This is a genomic window from Bifidobacterium sp. ESL0800, from assembly GCF_029395355.1.
GTDB lineage: Bacteria > Actinomycetota > Actinomycetes > Actinomycetales > Bifidobacteriaceae > Bifidobacterium.
In genome coordinates this window covers 535,635-555,002 of record NZ_CP113913.1, presented here as the reverse complement: position 1 = coordinate 555,002, position 19,368 = coordinate 535,635, and the positions used below count along the sequence as shown (strand labels likewise).

The window sequence follows — 19,368 nt, the reverse complement described above, 5'->3', positions numbered from 1 at the left end:
TGCGTCAGTCCTTGTGCACTGCCTGACGCAGGGCCTTCAACGCCTCGTCGATCTTGGAGGCATCGGCTCCGCCGCCCTGGGCGAAGTCCGGCTTACCGCCGCCACCGCCGCCGAGCACCTTGGAGGCCACACGCACAAGGTCTCCGGCCTTGAAACCGGCTTTGCGCGCGTCGTCGTTGGTGGCCACGGCGACCATCGGCTTGCCCTGCTCGTTGACGCCGGAAAGCGCGATGACCGCGGCCTTCGCCTCGCCGATCTTGGCGCGGATGTCCATCACGGTCTTGCGCAGTGCGTCGAACGAACCGAAGTGGCCGACGTTCGAGACCACCAGCTCCACCGGAGCATCGGCATCGGCTTGTGCTTGCGCGATCAACGCCGGTACCGCAGCCTCAAGCTGGGATTCGTAAAGCGAGTTGAGACGCTGATCGGCCTCCTTGACTTTGGCTTCAAGGGAAAGCACACGGTCGCGTAGTTCTTCTGGACGTACCTTGAGTTCGTCGGCCAAGCCGGAGACGGTCTTGTGCTGCGCATCGTTGAATTCGTAGGCTTTCTTGCCCATGAACGCTTCGATACGACGAACACCGGAACCGACGGAGGACTCAGAAGTGATGACGAACTCGCCGATTTTACCGGTGGCATCGAGGTGGGTGCCACCGCAGAGCTCACGGCTCCACGCGTCCTCGCCGATGGTCACCACGCGCACGCGGTCGCCGTACTTCTCGCCGAAGAGATGCATGGAACCAAGCTTGATGGCTTCCTTATAGTCCATCTCGACCATGGTGACCGGCAGATCGTCGCAGGCGCGCTCAACGACGCGGGCCTCGACCTTGTCGATCTCCTCGCGTGTCATGGCCTGAGGCCACTGGAAGTCAAAATGCAGATAATCGGGAGCCACAAGCGAACCACGCTGGGTCGCCTGCTCGCCGAGCACCTCGCGCAACGCCTTGTGCAGCATGTGGGTGGCCGTATGGGAACGGGCCAGACCACGGCGACGCTCCTCGTCTATGGTGGCGTTGACCTTCTCGCCGACGCTGAGCTTGCCTTCGGTAAGCCTGCAGCTGTGCACGATCAAGTCCTTGATCGGCTTCTGCACGTCATCGATCTCGAGCACGGCACCGTCGTCGGAGATCATCTCGCCCTCGTCGGCCAGCTGGCCGCCCTGCTCCGCATAGAACGGGGTGCGGTCGAGTACGATCTCGACGTTGGCCGGGCCTTGGACGCTTTCCACGCTGCCCTTGCCCTCCTCGAAGATGCCGAGGATGGTCGAACGGCTGGAGTGGTCCTTGTAGCCCAGGAATTCAATCGGCTTGTCAAGGGTCTTCTTGAAGTCGTCGTAGACGCTGACGTCCACGTTGTGGCGCTTCTTCAGCGCGTCGGCGCGGGCACGAGCCTTCTGCTCGTCCATCAGCTCACGGAAGCCCTTCTCGTCGACCTTCACGCCTTGTTCCTCGGCCATCTCGCGAGTCAGCTCGATGGGGAAACCGTAAGTGTCGTGCAAAGTGAACGCATCGTGTCCCGAGATTTCGGCGTCCTCGGACTTCTTGGCCTTCTTGACGGCCGTGTCGAGGATGGTGGTGCCGTTCTCGAGGGTGCGGCGGAAGGCGTCCTCCTCGCCGTACGCGGCTTCGGAAACGTCGTGGAATGTGTCGTTCAATTCCGGATAACTGGGCACCATCGCGTCCTTGGAAACCGGCAAGAGGGTCGGCAATACGGGTTCGTTGACGCCGAGCATCTTCATCGAGCGCACGGTGCGGCGCAGCAGACGACGCAGCACATAGCCACGGCCGACATTGCTGGGGCGCACGCCATCGCTCATGATCATCAACGCGCTGCGCACGTGGTCGGCCACGACACGGAAGCGCACATCGGATTCCTGATCGGCGCCGTATTTGTGGCCGGAGATCTTCTCTGCGGCCTCGATGACCGGGTAGATCTCGTCGGTCTCGTAGATGTTCTCCTTGCCCTGCAACAGGTAGGCCATGCGCTCGAGGCCGGCGCCGGTATCGATGTTCTTGTGCTCGAGCTCGCCGACGATGTGCAGATCGGTCTTGGACTTGACGTTGTCGACGGCGTAGTTCTCGAAAACGAGATCCCAGATTTCGATGTAGCGGTTGTCGTCGGCCGACGGGCCGCCTTCCTTGCCGTACTTCGGTCCGCGGTCGACGTAGATCTCGGAGCAGGGGCCGCCAGGGCCGGGGCCGCCGGTGGTCCAGAAGTTGTCTTCCATGCCGAGGATCTCCATGTGCTCGGGGTCCATGCCCTCGTTGGCCCAGAGGCTGCGTGCCTCGTTGTCGTCGGTATAGGTGGTGACCCACAGGGTTTCCGGGTCGAAGCCGAGGCCGCCCTTATCCTGCGGAGTGGTCAGCAGCTCCCACGCATAGTGGATCGCCTCGGCCTTGAAGTAGTCGCCAAAGGAGAAGTTGCCGACCATCTGGAAGAAGGTGCCATGGCGGGTGGTCTTGCCGACCTCGTCGATATCAAGCGTGCGCACGCACTTCTGGTTGCTGGTCACGCGCCTCGACGGCGGTGTCTGTTCACCCAGCAGATAGGGAATGAACGGTACCATGCCGGCGATGGTGAACAACGTCGTCGGGTTCGGCGAAATCAATGACGCCGAAGGGAGGACCAGATGGCCTTGACTCTCGAAATAATGTTGGAACCGACTGGCGATTTCAGAGGTGCGCATACTTGCTGCTGCTCCTTGCTTCATTCGCAACGAAACTGTTGCGATTCTAATAATCACATGGAAATTGAAACTTCATTACCGGAACCGATCATTCGGCTCTGTTATCCCAAAGTTCTTTTCTCACAATATTATTTATATTTATTATTTATTGCACTGTATCTGCCGCGGCCTTGATTCGCCCCGTTATTGACAAACCCCGAACGACGCCAAGCAGAAGGAATCAGCCGAGCTTATCGGCGTATTGCGAATTCAATTCCTGCTCACGGGCAATTCGCGTGGCGTTGAATTCATCGAACAAACCACGCAAGGAGCGTTGCATCACGTGGTCCTGATCGGGACCAAGCACGAATTGACGCGCCTTATCAGGCGTATTGGCACGCACATAAGCCTCCGCCTTGGATACGGCCACCACACCGATGAGAACGCCAAGCGACACCCAGAATATTCGTTTGACCATCGTTACTCCTTGCCGGCTTTTGCCTTGGCCGTCGGAACCTTCGCTTTGGCAGCGGCACCGCCGGCAGCGGCCGCGCCGTGCTGATGCATGAAGCTTTGTGCGGTGGATTTCAAGGCATAGAAGGACGAAGCCAGTTTGATGACCGGCTTGCCCAGGAACGAACCATAAAGATCGGTCAATGCTCCGATGTTGCCGACAGTCGTGGAAGCAGCCGAGGAAATCTTGTTGACATCCTCAAGCGACTTGTTGACCTGACGTACCGTGGTCACGCCTTCGTCAAGCGCCGGGATGGCATGATCGCCGGAATCCTTGACGGTCTGCGCGAGCTGGTCGAACAGCTTGCCCAGCCTGATGAGCGGATAGATCAGGAACCCTGCCAACACAGCGAATGCTATGGCGGCGATAAGCCCTGCGATATCTCCAATACTCATGTAAGCCTCTTTCCGATACGGTTCCTCGACATTTGCGCCATAATAGAACACCAGACTACCCAACGCCAACGACGCTGAAAAAAACAGAAATCATTGATTATAGGAGACGATCGTCACCGCTGACTCGATCGGCTTGCCGGTGTCGAAATCGAGCGAGGTGACACTGCCGTTCGCAGGCCGCTCGGAAAGATCGTAACCCGGGCCGGCAAAACGGTGCATCAGGCTTAAGAGCGTGTTGCCGTGCGAAATCTGCAACACATCATCGCCGTCCTTGAGATCGGGGTTGGCCGCGATCAGCGCGAACCCGCCTTCGATGCGTTTCCAGTATTCCTCGTCGCTTTCGGCGTCGTGGAACGGGTCGGCTTCCTTCAGGAAATCCCTTGTCCCCTTTAACCCGTATTGCTCCACAATCTGGTTATAGGTCTTCGCACCGTGCGGCGCGCCGGCGGCCCACCACGCCATACTCATGTCCTGACCTTCGAAATACCCATAGAACTGTTCACGGAAATGCATGTCGGCGACGAGCTCAGGGCGTTTGTGGCCGTTTTGCTCGTTGATATCGAGAATACGAGCGGCGGTCTGCTCCGCTCTGGTCGTGTCGGAGCAATAGGCGGCGGCGAAATCAATGCCTTTGAGTTTCTCCCCCGCCTTGTCGGCGTCGGCGATGCCGGAATCGGTAAGCGGGGAATTCGACCAGCCCTGCAGGCGGTTATAGCGATTGAAATAGGTCTGCCCATGGCGGACCAGATGAAGATGCAACAACATGGCTCCATTATCTCACAGCGCCGTATCTCATTATGCGAATCCGTTTTTGTCGTTTTCCGCCCGTATGTCTATGGTTAAAGGAGTTTCACGATGCAATGAAAGGAGCTGTCGATATGATTTCGACATCACGGTTCCTGTTGCATTTCGTCTGGCGTGGCTGGCGTAGCTAACACAAGTTGTTAAGTACCCAGAATTGAATATCGTGCCCGCGCCTTGGCGTCATTTGTTTCCATAGCATTCCTAGCCGTTGTTTTATTGTGGCAGCGTAATGGAAGATTGAATCACCGTTGTGGTTTATTCGGTGTTTTTTGTATTTTTAGATACAGGCAACAATCTCACTTGGTGTGGGCAATACCTACCAATCGAAAGAGCAACAGGAACGTTATGAGCTATGAAAACCACCAAACCTCGCACGGCAAGGCGCTGACCGCGACCATCGTCGTCATCGCCCTCATTCTCGTAGGCGGGTTCACCTATGAACTCGGCAGACGGGCCGGCATCAAACAGGCATCCGGCGGCAAGGCCGTCAGCCAATCGGTGCAGTCGTCGACGGGTACGAAAAACGGTATGAAACGTGTCGGCATCCTCCAATACGTCAGTCATCCCGCGTTGGACCAGATTCATAAAGGCGTGGTCGACGAACTGAAGAAGGAAGGATTCGTCGACGGCAAGAACATCCAGATCTTCGACCAGAACGGACAAGCCGACCAGAGCAAGCTCGCCACGATGAGCGAGCAGCTGGTCAACAAGAAGTCCGACGTCCTGGTCGGCATCGCCACCCCCGCCGCCCAGGCGCTGGCCAACGCCACCACCACTACTCCGATCGTGCTCGGCGCGGTCACCGATCCGGTTGCGGCAGGGCTAGTGAAAGATATGAAGGCACCGGGCAAGAACATCACCGGCGTCTCCGACCAGCCGCCGGTCGCCGCCGAAATCAAGCTCGGCAAGCAACTGATGCCCCAGGCCAAGACGGTCGGCATGCTCTACGCCTCCACCGAGGTCAATTCCAAGTCGCAGGTCAAGACCGCCACCAAGGCGGCCGAAGCGCTCGGCATGAATGTCGAGAAATTCCCGGTGCCGTCGACCAACGAAATCGCGCAGACCGTGCAGGTGATGAGCGACAAGTGCGACTTCATCTACACCCCGCTCGACAACACCATCGCCAACGCCATGCCCACGGTGACCGAGGAAGCCAACAAGAAGGGCCGTCCCGTCATCAACTCGGTGGATACGATGGTCAAGCAAGGCGGACTGGCGACCATCGGCGTCAACCAATACCAGCTCGGGATCCAGACCGGCAAGATGGCCGCGCAGATCCTCAAGGGCAAGGGCAAGCCGGCCACCATGCCGGTCTACACGTTCTCCACCGGCGACACGATCATCAACAAGGAGCAGGCGCAACGTCTCGGCATCACCATCCCCGATAATCTGCGCAAGAGCGCCAAGCTCGTCAGCACGGAGGTCGGCAAGCAATGAGCATGATCATCTCATCGATCGGTCAGGGCATGCTGTGGAGCATGCTCGGCCTCGGTATCTTCATGACCTACCGTATCCTGGGCTTCCCCGATATGACCACGGAAGGCTCGTTCCCGCTGGGCGGTGCGGTGTGCGTCGCGGCCATCACCGCTGGTGTCAATCCGTTCCTGGCTACTTTGCTGGGCGTTTTGGCCGGCATGTGCGCGGGCCTGGTGACCGGCCTGCTCTACACGAAAGGCAAGATCCCCGTGGTCCTCGCCGGAATACTGGTGATGAGCGCGTTGAACTCGGTGATGCTCTTCGTCATGAAGTCCCCGAATCTCTCCCTGCTGAACCTGCCGAAGATCCAGGATGTCTTCATCCCGCTCAATCTGCCGACGAACTACGACACCGTCTTCATCGGACTGCTGGCCGTGACCATCGTCATCGGCCTGATGTCGCTGTTCTTCAACACCGAATTCGGGCAGGCCTACATCGCCACCGGCGACAACGAATCCATGGCCAAATCGCTCGGCATCCACACCGAACGGATGACCAACGTGGGGCTGATGGTCTCCAACGGCCTGATCGCCCTGTCCGGCGCGCTGATCAGCCAGCACGACGGATACGCCGACGTGAGCAAGGGCGTGGGCACCATCGTCATCGGCCTCTCTTCCATCATCATCGGCGAGGTCCTTTTCGGCGAGCTCTCCTTCTTCCAGCGCATGCTCGCCACCGTGGTCGGCAGCATCATCTACCAGCTGCTGATTCTTCTGGTCATCCGTCTCGGTTTCGACACCACCTACCTGAAGTTCTTCTCGGCGGTCGTGCTCTCAATGTGCATGCTCATCCCCCAGTTCAGGCGGGCGTTGCACCTGACCACCGGCTTCGAGAAATACTTCAGGAAGAATGACGTCGTGGCAACCAAGGGAAAGGCGAACGCATGAACGACGAAACGATGACAAAGCCGAACAACGATGACCTCGCCCTGACTGCCAGCGTTGCCGAGGCACAAAGCGTGAGCGACCCGAAAGACATTCGTCTCGCCATCGAGCATTGCTCGGTGAGGGTCAACAACGGCATAGACGACACCAAGGAGATCCTGACCGACGCCAACCTCGCCGTGAAACCCGGCGATTTCATCACTGTGCTCGGCGGCAACGGCGCGGGCAAATCGACGCTGTTCAACATCATCGCCGGCGGCATCCACCCTACGACCGGGCGCGTGCTGCTGAACGGCGAAGACGTCACTTCGACCTCTCAGGAGACGCGTGCCAAATACATCGCCCGTGTCTTCCAGGACCCGAAGATGGGCACCGCGCCGCGGATGACCGTCGCCGAAAACCTGCTGCTCGCCACCCGTCGCGGCCAACCCCGCCGCTTGAAGATGCGTGAGATGGCACCCAACCACGACCGCTTCTTTCAGCTGTGCCGAGGCATCGGCAACGGACTCGAGGAACATCTCAACACGCCGGCCGGCAACCTTTCCGGCGGCCAACGCCAGGCACTGAGCCTGATCATGGCGACCATCACCAAACCTGACCTGCTGCTCTTGGACGAGCACACCGCGGCTCTCGATCCGAAGACCTCCAAGCAGCTCATGGCCATCACCGCCAGCACCATCGCGGAGCAGCAACTGACCTGTCTGATGATCACGCACCGCCTCGATGACGCCTTGAAATACGGCAACCGTCTCATCGTACTGCAAAAAGGCCAGATCGTCCGTGACCTGAACGCCGAGGAGAAGAAGAAGCTGACGATGGCCGACCTGCTCGAATTCTTCGAGGACGGGTTCTAAATCCAACCGCCTGCCGTCGAACGGCAATTCACGACAACGCCAAGGGCCCTGTGAGCTTGAAACTCACAGGGCCCTTGCGGTATGTCCTTTAAAGGAATGGGATTCAGAAATCAGCGAGCGTAGAACTCGACGACGTACTGAATGTTGACCTCGACCGGGATCTCTTTGGTCTCCGGCTTGCGGGTGAGAGTCGCCTTGAGCGAGGCGAGGTTGACGTCCAGGTATCCGGGAACTGCGGGCAGCACATCGCGGTGCACGCCTTCAGCGGCGATCTGGAAGGGAACCATGGTCTGGCTCTTCGGCTTGACCTGGATGGTCTGGCCGGGCTTGACGCGGTAGGACGGACGGTCCACCACGTTGCCATCGACCATGATGTGGCGATGCACGACGAACTGACGTGCCTGGGCGGTCGTGCGGGCGAAGCCTGCGCGAAGCACCAGAGCGTCGAGACGGGTCTCGAGATCGATGAGCATGGCGTCACCGGTCTGGCCCTTGGTGTGGGTGCCCTGTTCATAAGCTGCACGAAGCTGCTTCTCGGAGAGACCGTACTGGGCGCGCAGACGCTGCTTCTCGCGCAGACGAACCGCGTAATCGGATTCGGTGCGGCGACGCGTGCGGCCGTGCTCACCCGGAGCGTACGGGCGCTTCTCGAAGATGCGCTGAGCCTTGGGGGTCAGTGCGATGCCGAGGGCACGCGAAAGGCGCACCTGACGGCGAGAACGCTGAATGTTAGTCATTCTGTTGTTCCTTTGTATTCTGTCGTTATCTGAACGGAACGCGGAATCAAAAGAAACCGCGCTGAGCCGGGCCTCTCCAGTGCTTCAAGGCGCCAAGCGCCAACGACATCCCCGTTTTGCCGGGCATATCGCCGACCCACTGATGGGCTAAGACTCCAGATAATGTCCGCCTTATGGCAGACACAAACTCTTATTTTACCCGCAGGGTAAGGACGAACATAACGACGGTGCCACCCCGCTCCGGCCATGACTTCTACGTCTCCGTCCGCGATGCGGACCACGCGCCGGTGCAAAGGCGCAGATCCGACGTCAGTGGGTGTAGGAATTGCTGATGAAATCGGCGATGAAGCGGTAGATGCCCACGCAGATCGTGACCACCGAACGGGAGCTCAGGATAAAGGCCAACACGAACCACAGGACCCGATAAACGGTCTTGCGCGTGGTGATGCGGGTAAACACCCACGTCTTCCCCGCCACGAACCCACTACTGTGCAGCGGGACATAGCCGCCGCAGATCACGAACATACCAACCGACTCCAGCAGCATGGACACCAGGAAGCAGACACACAGGATGGAGCCGACGGTCAGCTGGATGGCATCGAGCCAGTCGATGAATTGCCAGGAGGGGAGATTGCGGATGATGACGCCGAAGTCGTCGATGAACTTGCGGTGCCACTGTCCGTCGGTGCCCAGCAGCAGCTTGGCGAAGGTGCCGGAGGTGCGGGACTCGCCGACCGCACCAATCGTATAGAGCGTCACGCAGAAGAGGACGAAGAATTCCAAACACCTCGACAGGAACCCGGTCCTGTTGGCCTCGAATGACCCGTTGCGAATGAGCAGCACCAGCGACGCCAGGTATTGAAGCAGGATGACGACCATCAGCACGGTGCAGACCGCCGAATAAGCCAGCGACAGATAGACGAAGAACAAGCCGCCGATGATGCCGCACAGCACATAGGCGACCACCGCCCCGCTGACATCGCTGCCCGCCGGCGCGAGATAGTCGTTGATGTCGGCCTGGTGTCCGGTTCCCGGCTCAACGCCGCCATCCACCGTTTCGTAATACATATCATACCGGCCGTCCGCCATGGTCGGATCGCCGCGATAGACCGCTGGTCTGCGCACGGCCTTCCACTGCAGGAAGCACACGACGACCTCGATGACGATGGCTGCCACAATTTGTGAAATAATCCCTGTCATTTTCCTCTGAACCCCTCGGTTTTGCCTGAACCTAGACGATTATATGCCCGTGCCCACGCGGCGAGCCGACACCTTACAGCTTCTCGATCGGAGCGACGCGCAGCATGAGGCGCTTGACGCCGTCAGAGCCGAAATCGACCGTGATGATCGAGTTGCGGCCCTTGTCCTGCGTGTCGACGACGGTGCCCAGGCCGTACTGGTCGTGAGTGATCTTGTCACCGACCGAGAAGTCGGCGATGCTCAGTTTGTTGTCTTTCTTAAGCGACGAAGCCGGCACCGAGCGCGACGCGGATTTGGGCGCGGTCCGGCGCGTGGTCACCTTGCCGCCGCGGGTGTGCGAGCCCGAAGAGTATGAGGACGAACCGTAGCCGGAACGGGAGCCGTACGACGAGCCACCCGACGAATGGGAACCGTAACCGGAATGCGAGGAGGAGCTGCGATAATCCGAACCTGCTCCATAGAGCGAGCGGGAATGCGAGCCGTAGGACGAAGAGCCGGAACGGGAACCGTAGCCAGAATGGCCGGAACCGTAGCTTGAGCGGGAACCGTACGACGAGCCATAACCGGAACGCCCAGAACTACGAGAGCCGCCATACGACGAGGATGACCCGGAAGCGCCGAACGTGGAACCGGAAGAGAAACCATCGTCATCGTCCCAGCCGCCGAACTCGTCGTCGAAACCACTGTCGCCGGAGCCACTGCCCCACCCGGAGCGCATGCGCTCGACGCCGGCCTCGCGACGCTTCCATTCGATCAGCTCGTCGGGGATCTCGTCGAGGAACTGGCTGGGCATCATGTCGTTGGCCTGGCCCCACTGCGAGCGCACCGCCGCGCGAGTGACGTAGAGCCGCTGCTTGGCGCGGGTGATGCCGACGTAGGCCAGACGACGCTCTTCCGAAAGCTCCTGTTCGTCCTCGAGCGAGCGGGAATGCGGGAACGTGCCCTGCTCCATGCCAGTGAGGAACACCACGGGGTATTCGAGGCCCTTGGCGGTGTGCAGGGTCATCAGCGTGACTTTGCCGCTGTCCTCCCCCTCGCCCGGCAACTGGTCGGAATCGGCCACCAACGCCGTGGTCTCGAGGAATCCGGAAAGCGTGGCGTCGGGCGTCTTCTGCTCGAACTCGGCGGCCACGGACTGCAGCTGCGAAAGGTTCTCGACACGCGACTCGTCCTGCGGGTCGGTGGAACGCTGTAGCTCTTCGAGCAGCTTGGATTGGCTGAGCACCTGCGCCACGATCTCGGAAGGCTTGGAATCGTGATCGGCGGCAAACTGCATCAGGTCTCGCATCAGATCGCGGAATTCGCCGAGCTTGGTGCGGGTGCGTGTGGGCAGGTCGGCAATCTGATCCATCTGGTCGATGCCGTTCCAGAACGGTACGTTGTGCGCCTCGGCAAAAGCGGCAACCATGGATTCGGCCCGCGCTCCGAGGCCGCGTTTGGGCGTGTTCATGATACGGCGCATGTTGACGCTGTCGGCGGGGTTGGTGATGGCCTGCAGGTAGGCGATGGCGTCCTTGACCTCACGGCGCTCGTAGAATTTCGTGCCACCGACGAGCTGGTAGGGAATGCCGGCGTTGATCAGCGCCTCCTCCAGCGCGCGCGACTGGGCGTTGGCACGGTACATGATCGCCATGTCCGAGTAACGGTAGCCGTGCTCGCTTTTGAGATTGGCGATCTCGTTGGCGATCCAGCCGCCCTCCTGCTGGGCGTTGTCGGCCGCGTAGCCGACGATGGGCTCCCCTTTGCCCAGCGCGGTCCAGAGTTTCTTGGGCTTGCGTCCCGTGTTTTTGGCGATCACTGCGTTGGCAGCGTCGAGAATGGTCTGCGTGGAGCGGTAGTTCTGCTCGAGCATGATCGTCAGCGCCCCCGGGAAGTCCTTCTCGAAGTCCTGGATGTTGCTGATGTCGGCGCCGCGGAACGCATAGATGGACTGGTCGGAATCGCCGACAACGGTGACCCAGGCCGGGCCTTCGCGTCCTGCGGTCGCTTGGTTGGAAGACTGCGAGCCCATGGCGGGACGATCGGGGTCGTCGATGCCGGAAAGCTCGCGCACCAGCTGGTACTGCGCGTGGTTGGTGTCCTGGTATTCGTCGACCAGAATGTAACGGAACTTATGATGGTAATAATCCGCGACTTCGGGGTGATCATGCAAGAGCTCGACGGTACGGACAATCAGATCGTCGAAATCCACGGCATTCGCCGCGGCCAAGCGATGCTGGTATTCCGCGTAGATTACGGCATACACCGCATCTGCGTTGTCGGCACGTCCCATCTGATAGCCTTGCTGGCCGGGCTTGTAATCGGGTGCGTAAGTATTGAGCAGTTCTTTCCATCCGACCAGTTTGTTCTTGTAATCGGAGATCTGACCGAGGATGGCACGAGGCGTATAACGCTTCAGATCGACGTTGAGACTGGTAGCGATGAGCTTGATCAACCGTTGGCTGTCGGCGGTGTCGTAGATGGAGAAGCCGGAATTGAGACCGATCGTTTTGCCGTCGCGTCGCAAAATGCGCACGCAGGCGGAGTGGAACGTCGAAATCCACATATGCTCGGCGACCGGGCCAATCAAGGTCCTCAAACGCTCGCGCATTTCGGCGGCGGCCTTATTAGTGAACGTGATGGCCAGAATCTGGCTGGGCCATGCGCCGAATTGGGAAAGAATCCACGCCACTCGACGGGTCAGCACGCGCGTCTTGCCCGACCCGGCCCCCGCACCGATCAGCAAGGCCGGCCCACGATACTGCACCGCCTTGGCCTGCTGCGGGTTCAAATCACCGACGAGTTCTTCGGCGCTTCGCGCAATCAAATCCGGATCCTGTGCCACACCCATTCCCTTCACCAAGCCGTTTCGCGAGCGTCGCCAAGAGCCGCGCCCGCCTGTCATAGGACTTCATTTCTATCACATCCAGTTGTCATCGTCTCATCGGCCCGCGGCACGAGGCGGAACGGTCATATCACGCAACATATAAGTCAAATCGATGACGGATGCTAGATGCCGTTTATCAACGTCACCTCCACTGATTATGCTCGTAGACCATATATGTATGCGTGGCGTCGGGCATCGCCAAAATCTACCGACGGAAACGAGAGGAAAACATGAAGGAACTTGAAGACAGGATTCGCCGGGACGGAACCGTGAAACCGGGCGAAGTGCTCAAGGTCGACGCCTTCTTGAACCACCAGTGCGACGTGACGCTGTTCAACCACATGGGGGACGAATGGGCGCGCATCTTCGCCGGCAAGAAAATCGACAAGATCCTGACAATCGAGGCCAGCGGCATCGGCATCGCCTGCATCGCAGCCCAGCATTTCGGCAACGTTCCTGTCGTGTTCGCCAAAAAGACCCAATCCATCAACTTGGACGGCGACCAATATACGGCAAAAGTCTATTCCTATACCAAACAGAAGGAATTCCCGGTCATCGTCTCGAAACGCTTCCTGAACCCCGGCGAGCACGTTTTGCTCATCGACGATTTCCTCGCCAACGGCAAGGCCATGCACGGTCTTATCGATATCTGCAACGAGGCCGGCGTCAAGATCGAAGGAATCGGCATCGCCATCGAAAAAGGCTTCCAGCGCGGCGGCAAGGAACTGCGTGAAGCCGGTTATGAGGTAGCATCGCTGGCCATCGTCAAGTCGATGGACGGCGAAAACGGAACCATCGAATTCGCATAGTTCCTGCTGACTTCAATTATTTGAACGTACTGCGGCCTGCACGGGAGACATGATTCCCGACGGCCGCTTTTTGTTGTCTGTTTCGTGTTGTCCGTTGGACGCATGCCTATTGGTCAGCGTTCATCACCGGCACCTTGCAAAATTCAATATGGTCATCGCCAACAGCACCGTAAACTATCATCAAAGATGAATCTTTGGCACCAAACAGACCGCATTGTTCTCAAAGAAACGCCCTGAACCCGTTCTGCCCACTGACGAGCGTATGCTTTCAGCTATCAGCACTATCTCAATTTCATCAAGAAAAGAGACCCTTTGAGCACTGATCAGCACGGCACCCACGAAGAGGCCGAACCAGCAAACATCATCCCCAATAATGAAAACAAGTCTGATGATAAATCGACTGTGACTTCACCAACCAAGCAGGCGGCAGCCGATAATAATGTCTCAGGACTTGCCTCCCACCTGCCGTGGCGCAAACGAAACGACGACGATTCCGCCGCGAACGGATCGAAGCAGCCTAAACCCAGCACCGAAGAAGCCCTGACCAGCCTCAACGGGCAGATCTCCTTCTGGCGCGGCGTCCCCTTCGGCCTGCAGCACGTCATGGCGATGTTCGTGGCCAACCTCGCCCCGATCTTCCTGGTGACCGCCGCCGCGCATCTGAGCCCCGCGCAATCGGCGATGATCATCCAGAACGGTCTGCTGGTCGCCGGCCTCGGCACCTGCCTGCAGCTCTACCCGATCTGGCGGGTCGGCAGCCGCCTGCCGATGGTCACCGGCATCTCGTTTACCTACGTCGCCGCCGCGACCGCCATCGTCGGCAAGCAGGGCTACGGCGCCCTGGTCGGCGCCATCATCGTCGGCGGGCTTATCGAGCTGGTGCTCGGCCTGACCGCGACCTTCTGGAAGAAATATGTGCCGCCGATCGTCTCGGCCATCGTCGTGACCTCCATCGGCTTCTCGCTGCTCTCCACCGGCGCCTCCTCATTCGGCGGCGGCTCGGGAGCCAAGGACTTCGGCAGCTGGCAGAACCTCACGCTGGGCCTGATCTCGCTGGTCGCATGCCTCGCCTTCCAACTGCTGATGAAAGGCACCGCCAAGCAGCTTTCGGTGCTCTTCGGCCTGGTGGTCGGCTATGTGGTCGCAATCTTCATGGGCAAGGTCGACTTCTCCGGATTCACAGGCCTGCAGGTGGTGAGCCTGCCGCGCTTCATGCCGTTCAAGCCGACCTTCGACGCCGGCTCCATCATCTCGTTCGCCCTGCTCTACGTGGTCTCCTCGGTCGAGGTGCTCGGCGACACCGCGGCGCTCTCCAAGGTGGGCCTGAACCGCTTGCCCACCGACCGCGAGACCAGCGGGGCCATCGCCGGCGACGGCCTGATCTCCACCGTCTCCGGGCTCTTCGGCTGCCTGCCGCTGACCTCGTTCGCCCAGAACATCGGGTTGGTGGCCGTCACTAAGGTCGTCAACCGCAAGGTCATCCTCTCCGGCGGCTTCATCCTCATCCTGGCCAGCTTCGTGCCGGCCGTGGCCCAGGTGTTCAACTCGATGCCGCAGGCCGTGCTCGGCGGATGCACCATCATGATGTTCGGCAACATCATCCTCTCCGGTTTCCAGATGATCGCCGAGGCAGGCTTCAGCCAGCGCAACACCACCATCGCGGCGCTCTCCCTGACCATCGGCATCGGTTTCACGCAGGTCGGCGGCATCTTCGCCCAGTTCCCGCAGCTCTTCCAGTCGATCTTCGCCACCAACTGCATCGCCGTTTCGTTCGTGGTCGCCATCATCTTGAACGCTGTACTTCCCAACGAGTCGCATTTCCTGGTCAACACACATAACGGTTCCGGAGAAAACAATACCGCAGAAACTAAAGACTGAAGCTAAAACAGGCTCCTTCGCCCAAAACATCGCAATTTCGTGCTGGTAAACGTACTTTAATCTCTTATTACAGTACGTTTACCAGCACTATCACATTCCGATGCCGGGAAACGCACCGCAACCGTTTATCTGAGTCCGTTTACCAGCATCAAACGCAATCGACTACTTGCTAATGCCCATGTACTCGTTGATGATGTCGTCATAGATGCCGATGAAATCGAAGTACATCGCCTTGGGCAGGCTTTCGTTGACGCAGTGCATCGTATCGTTGCCCGGACCGAACATCACGTAGGCGGTGTCCTTCGGGCTGTCGAGCAGGAGCACACTGCCGTCGGTGCCGCCGGATACGCCGAACATCGGGATCTCGCCGGGCTTGCCCTGTTCCTTCAAATGGCGCTCCCCCACCGACTTGACGATTTTGGCGAGCTTGGCGTCCTTCGGGCCGATCGCGGGGACGATATCCATACCGACCTCGTAGGAGACGGTGGCCTTGTGACTGTCGTTGAACTTCGCCACCTCATCGTCCAAAACAGCGAGAATCTCTTTGTTGCTGAACTCAGGGATGATACGCATGTTGATTTCGGCACTGGCGGACTCAGGAATCGCATTGACCTGCTGGCCGCCACGGATGACGTCAATATTAAAGACGGTATCGCCGAGGTCCGGGTTGCTCTTTCCGGCCGCTGCGGCCTTGATGCGCTTGGAAATGGTATCGAGGAATTCGATCAGATTCTCCACTGCGTTGATGCCCGCGGCCGGAGTGGAACTGTGCGCAGCCTTCCCCTTCATCGCGATGTTCAGGTTCAGCTCGCCCTTGGTGGCGTAGACGATGTTGTAGCCGGAAGGCTCGCCGACGAGCAACGCCTCGACGCCTTTCATGTAACCCTGCTTTTCGAGTGCAGCGGCACCGGGCATGCCGACCTCTTCACCGGCCGTGACCAGGAAACGCACGGTGCCGCGCATCTGCTCCTCATGCTTTTTGAGATTGAGCATGGCGATGACCATGGCGGCAAGGCCGGCCTTCATATCGGTCACGCCGCGGCCGTAGACCAGATCGCCGTCTTCGGTGAGCTTGAACGGATCGGTCTTCCAGCCTTCCTGCTGGGCCGAGACGGTGTCCATATGCCCGGTCAGCCCGAGAATCGGCTCGCCATGCCCGAGTTCGGCGACGAGGTCGGCACGTGTCGGGTCCTCTTCAAGCGGCAGAACCTTGCAGGGCACGCCGGCTTTATCGAAAATCGCCTTGATTTCATCCGCTACGACCTTTTCGTTGCCGTTTTCGGTACGTAGTCCTACGAACTTGCGCAGCAGGTCCATGGCTTCTTGCTCGTTCATGATATTCCCTTTCAAAAGATGACAATATGCATATTCTTCTATTAAACCACTTCACTCGTTCACCAATTATCACAGGCAAACGTTTCGATTTCAAGACACCAACTTGTCCAACAGACATGAACGATTGCTCCCATTGCTCTGCAGTAAGATCCGCAAATCCGACTGCAGCGCAGATCGCTATCGCCGGCATTCACCCGTTGCAGAGAACGGTGTACAGTATGGTTTTGCACTTTCAACGCTTCGCCAAGGAGAGTATATGGAGATTGGATCATTGGCAGAATGGGCCACGGCAGTAGCAGAGACCGCAGCGGTATTAGTGGCGCTGTTCCTACCGTATTTGGAACGTCGTCGAAACGACCGCAAAAATTCACGCAATCTCAAGATCATGCTGCGTGGCATCATCGAACGCGCTTTGAAAGACCAAAATTCTCACTCACTCGAGTCTTTCCTCAACCTCTCGTCACTGACCGATGCCGGCGAACGCGATAAGGAAACACTCGACACCGCACGACAGATTCTTGAACTGTTTCAAACCACCGAGATGAATGTTTCAGAGCGTCATGAAGAAATCATCGAATTACTCAGCACCATACAACCGTAAAAATCCTATTCGGTTTTTAGAAAAATTCAGGAATCATGATGCTAAAGCAGAAGTCGCCATCCCGCAACAACGTTCGGGATGGCGACTTCTGCGGGATAATATCTTGAGGCTGATTCTCACCGCTGGCTGGGATTGTGGTTGTCCGGATTCGGATCGGTAAAGACGTTAAGCGTGTCCATATCCGCGTCGCTGATGGTGAAATCGACATCGGCGTTGTTTTCGATATGTTCACGATGCGTGGCTTTCGGAAGCGGCAGCACACCGTTCTGCAGGCAGAAGCGAATCGCCAGCTGGGCGGTTGAGACCCCGTACTTTTCGGCCATCGCCTTGAGTTCCGGCGAACCGAGCAGCCCACCGGTGGCCAACGGCGAATAGGCCTCGATCAGCAGGCCGTGCGACTGGGCAAATGTCCTGTTGCGCGGCTCAGTGGCACCTACGTAATACTGAATCTGATTGACCGCAGGCGTCACCTCGGCATGGTCGAGAATGTTCTTCAAATCGTGGTCATCGAAATTCGACACCCCGATGGCACGCACGCGGCCGGACTGGTAGATCTTCTCCATTTCGCCCCACACGGCGAGGTTTTCCTTGTCCATGCGCATGTGCCCCGCGTGGCTCCACGGCCAGGGCGCGTGGATGAGATAGAGATCGAGGGTATCAAGCCCGAGGTTCTCCATCGTCTCTTCGAAATGCGGCAGCACCCCGTCCGCCGTCTTGACCTCGGCCGGAAGCTTCGAGGTCACGAAAATCTCGTCGCGCGCCACTCCCGACTCGCGGATCGCACGTCCGACGCTGCGTTCGTTGCCATAGACGTAGGCGGTGTCGATATGGCGATACCCGGCGTCCAGCGCCATCCGCACCGAATCATAAGCCACTTCCCCATCGGGAATCTGCCAGGTGCCGAACCCAATCTTCGGAATCTTCACCCCGTTGTTCAGCGTATAAGTATCAGTAAGAATCGTCATCGTTTCTGCCTTTCAGGTAATGGTGGAACCACTGCTGCTCAGTGTAGCCCTTCATAGATATCACGGTGACGGATGACGACGAGGCCGGAAAGGTACATCAGGGCGATGACGACGAGGACCAGCACGATGATAGGTGTCCAAGTATGCAGGAGACCATTGAGCGCGCCGAGCGCCACCGGGCCGACCGCCGCCAGCAGATAGCCTCCGGACTGAGCCATGCCGGACAGACGCGCGGTGTCTGCCGCGTTCGAGGTGCGCTTCTGGAAGAAGATCACGCAGATGCTGAACGCCGCTGCCGACGCCATACCCATCAGGGCAGCGGCCACCACATTGAGCGGCAGGTTCGCACCCGGCACGAGAATGCCCAATACTCCAAGGGCGAATCCCCCGCCGACGATGCCGTTGATGATGGCCAGCCCATGTTTGCGCTCGGCAATCATCGGCACCGTCAGTGTCAGCGGCATGCCAGTCAGCTGGAAGAGCGTGGCGAGATTTCCCGCCACCACAGAGCTGAAACCTGCCTCCTGCCACATCGAAGGCAACCAGGTAAGCAGGGAATAATACAGCATGGATTGCAAGCCGAAGTAGGCCAAAATCAACCATGCCAGCGGCGAGCGCCACGGCGTCCTGTCGACCATTGGTCGGTCGACGGGAGTGTCAACGGCAATGTGCGATGAGCCGGAACGACGTTGGTTGAGCACGGCAATGAATATCCACACAATCAGCGCGACGGGGCCCACCAGCGCAAACATCGCCATGCTTGACTGGATACCAATCTTTGAGGCGACGACGCCAGACGCGGCAGTGCCGAGCGACGCGACGATGACCTGCGCCATGGTGTAAAGGGTGGTCATGCCCGCGATGTTATTTGGGAAACGATCCTTGATGACGGCTGGCAGCAGCACGTTGCCGCCAGCGATACCAATGCCGAGAATGGCGGTTCCGACCATCAGCGCCCATGACGAAGGAATGACACGCAGGTAGCTGCCGACACTCAGAATGATCAACGAGACGACCAGCACTTTGTCGCTGCCGTGTTTAGCACCGAACTTGCCCATCATCGGCGAGGCGAGTGCGAATCCCAACAACGGGATGGTGGTCAGCAACCCCGCCAGTGAAGTCGGCAAGCCGATTTCGGCCTTCAGATCATTCAGCAGCGGCGGCATCATAGTGATTGGCATACGCAGATTCGCACCGGCCAGTATCAATCCCAAAACCACCAGCCATGCGCCTCTGCTCATATGCTTGCTCACTATTCATCCTCCTAAACCACTTGTTGATATTCGGCAACACGCATCGTCTCTCGCCTTAACAGGCGAACAAACCATTATCGTGTTGCCACTTTGACATTTATTCAATTAGGAACAGGCGTCAACTCACCCGAT

Annotated in this window: 16 protein-coding genes; 6 read left to right on the top strand and 10 right to left on the bottom strand. The window is 58.7% G+C overall.

Annotated elements, in window-relative coordinates:
• Window positions 1–4: 4 nt before the first annotated feature.
• The 4 genes from alaS to OZX75_RS02235 form a co-directional block, all read right to left on the bottom strand.
• Window positions 5–2,686: an alanine--tRNA ligase gene (gene alaS / locus OZX75_RS02250; RefSeq protein WP_277146628.1), complete on the bottom strand. Its 2,682-nt coding sequence runs from the start codon at window positions 2,684–2,686 to the stop codon at window positions 5–7.
• Between the two features lie 220 nt (window positions 2,687–2,906).
• Window positions 2,907–3,143: a hypothetical protein gene (locus OZX75_RS02245; RefSeq protein WP_277146627.1), complete on the bottom strand. Its 237-nt coding sequence runs from the start codon at window positions 3,141–3,143 to the stop codon at window positions 2,907–2,909.
• A 2-nt stretch (window positions 3,144–3,145) separates the two neighbouring features.
• The gene (locus OZX75_RS02240) at window positions 3,146–3,574 is read right to left on the bottom strand and encodes a DUF948 domain-containing protein (protein WP_277146626.1); all 429 of its coding nucleotides are present in this window, start codon (window positions 3,572–3,574) and stop codon (window positions 3,146–3,148) included.
• A 90-nt stretch (window positions 3,575–3,664) separates the two neighbouring features.
• Complete coding sequence (locus OZX75_RS02235) at window positions 3,665–4,339, bottom strand: histidine phosphatase family protein (RefSeq protein WP_277146625.1); 675 nt, start codon at window positions 4,337–4,339, stop codon at window positions 3,665–3,667.
• 384 nt (window positions 4,340–4,723) lie between these two features.
• Here OZX75_RS02235 and trpX point away from each other — a divergent pair, with 384 nt between their 5' ends.
• The 3 genes from trpX to OZX75_RS02220 are packed head-to-tail and all read left to right on the top strand — an operon-like array spanning window position 4,724 to window position 7,592.
• Window positions 4,724–5,815 (top strand): tryptophan ABC transporter substrate-binding protein, encoded by a 1,092-nt coding sequence (gene trpX, locus OZX75_RS02230; RefSeq protein ID WP_277146624.1) that lies wholly within the window; start codon window positions 4,724–4,726, stop codon window positions 5,813–5,815.
• Entirely contained in the window at window positions 5,812–6,741 is a 930-nt protein-coding gene (locus tag OZX75_RS02225; RefSeq protein WP_277146623.1) for an ABC transporter permease, read from the top strand. The genes trpX and OZX75_RS02225 overlap by 4 nt, the downstream gene beginning before the upstream one ends.
• Complete coding sequence (locus OZX75_RS02220) at window positions 6,738–7,592, top strand: ABC transporter ATP-binding protein (protein WP_277146622.1); 855 nt, start codon at window positions 6,738–6,740, stop codon at window positions 7,590–7,592. The genes OZX75_RS02225 and OZX75_RS02220 overlap by 4 nt, the downstream gene beginning before the upstream one ends.
• Window positions 7,593–7,702: 110 nt before the next feature.
• Here OZX75_RS02220 and rpsD read toward each other — a convergent pair whose 3' ends face one another.
• From rpsD to OZX75_RS02205, 3 genes are all read right to left on the bottom strand, one after another.
• Entirely contained in the window at window positions 7,703–8,329 is a 627-nt protein-coding gene (gene rpsD, locus OZX75_RS02215) for a 30S ribosomal protein S4 (protein ID WP_277146621.1), read from the bottom strand.
• 309 nt (window positions 8,330–8,638) lie between these two features.
• Window positions 8,639–9,529, bottom strand: coding sequence for a hypothetical protein (locus tag OZX75_RS02210; protein WP_277146620.1), 891 nt, complete (start codon window positions 9,527–9,529; stop codon window positions 8,639–8,641).
• A gap of 73 nt (window positions 9,530–9,602) precedes the next feature.
• The gene (locus OZX75_RS02205; protein WP_525930261.1) at window positions 9,603–12,359 is read right to left on the bottom strand and encodes an ATP-dependent helicase; all 2,757 of its coding nucleotides are present in this window, start codon (window positions 12,357–12,359) and stop codon (window positions 9,603–9,605) included.
• A gap of 266 nt (window positions 12,360–12,625) precedes the next feature.
• Between OZX75_RS02205 and OZX75_RS02200 the strand changes: the two genes are divergently transcribed.
• Together OZX75_RS02200 and OZX75_RS02195 are read left to right on the top strand one after the other, a co-directional pair.
• Window positions 12,626–13,204 (top strand): xanthine phosphoribosyltransferase, encoded by a 579-nt coding sequence (locus OZX75_RS02200; protein WP_277146618.1) that lies wholly within the window; start codon window positions 12,626–12,628, stop codon window positions 13,202–13,204.
• A gap of 540 nt (window positions 13,205–13,744) precedes the next feature.
• Complete coding sequence (locus OZX75_RS02195; RefSeq protein WP_277147349.1) at window positions 13,745–15,082, top strand: nucleobase:cation symporter-2 family protein; 1,338 nt, start codon at window positions 13,745–13,747, stop codon at window positions 15,080–15,082.
• Between the two features lie 162 nt (window positions 15,083–15,244).
• On the opposite strand, the gene OZX75_RS02190 is transcribed toward OZX75_RS02195, so the two are convergent.
• Window positions 15,245–16,417, bottom strand: coding sequence for an ArgE/DapE family deacylase (locus tag OZX75_RS02190; RefSeq protein WP_277146617.1), 1,173 nt, complete (start codon window positions 16,415–16,417; stop codon window positions 15,245–15,247).
• 256 nt (window positions 16,418–16,673) lie between these two features.
• On the opposite strand from OZX75_RS02190, the gene OZX75_RS02185 reads away from it, so the two are divergent.
• The gene (locus tag OZX75_RS02185; protein ID WP_277146616.1) at window positions 16,674–17,018 is read left to right on the top strand and encodes a hypothetical protein; all 345 of its coding nucleotides are present in this window, start codon (window positions 16,674–16,676) and stop codon (window positions 17,016–17,018) included.
• 116 nt (window positions 17,019–17,134) lie between these two features.
• Here the strand turns inward: OZX75_RS02185 and OZX75_RS02180 are convergent, their stop codons facing one another.
• The gene (locus OZX75_RS02180) at window positions 17,135–17,983 is read right to left on the bottom strand and encodes an aldo/keto reductase (RefSeq protein ID WP_277146615.1); all 849 of its coding nucleotides are present in this window, start codon (window positions 17,981–17,983) and stop codon (window positions 17,135–17,137) included.
• A 38-nt stretch (window positions 17,984–18,021) separates the two neighbouring features.
• A complete protein-coding gene (locus OZX75_RS02175) occupies window positions 18,022–19,224 on the bottom strand; it encodes a CynX/NimT family MFS transporter (RefSeq protein ID WP_277146614.1) in 1,203 nt (400 codons plus the stop codon).
• Window positions 19,225–19,368: the final 144 nt, after the last annotated feature.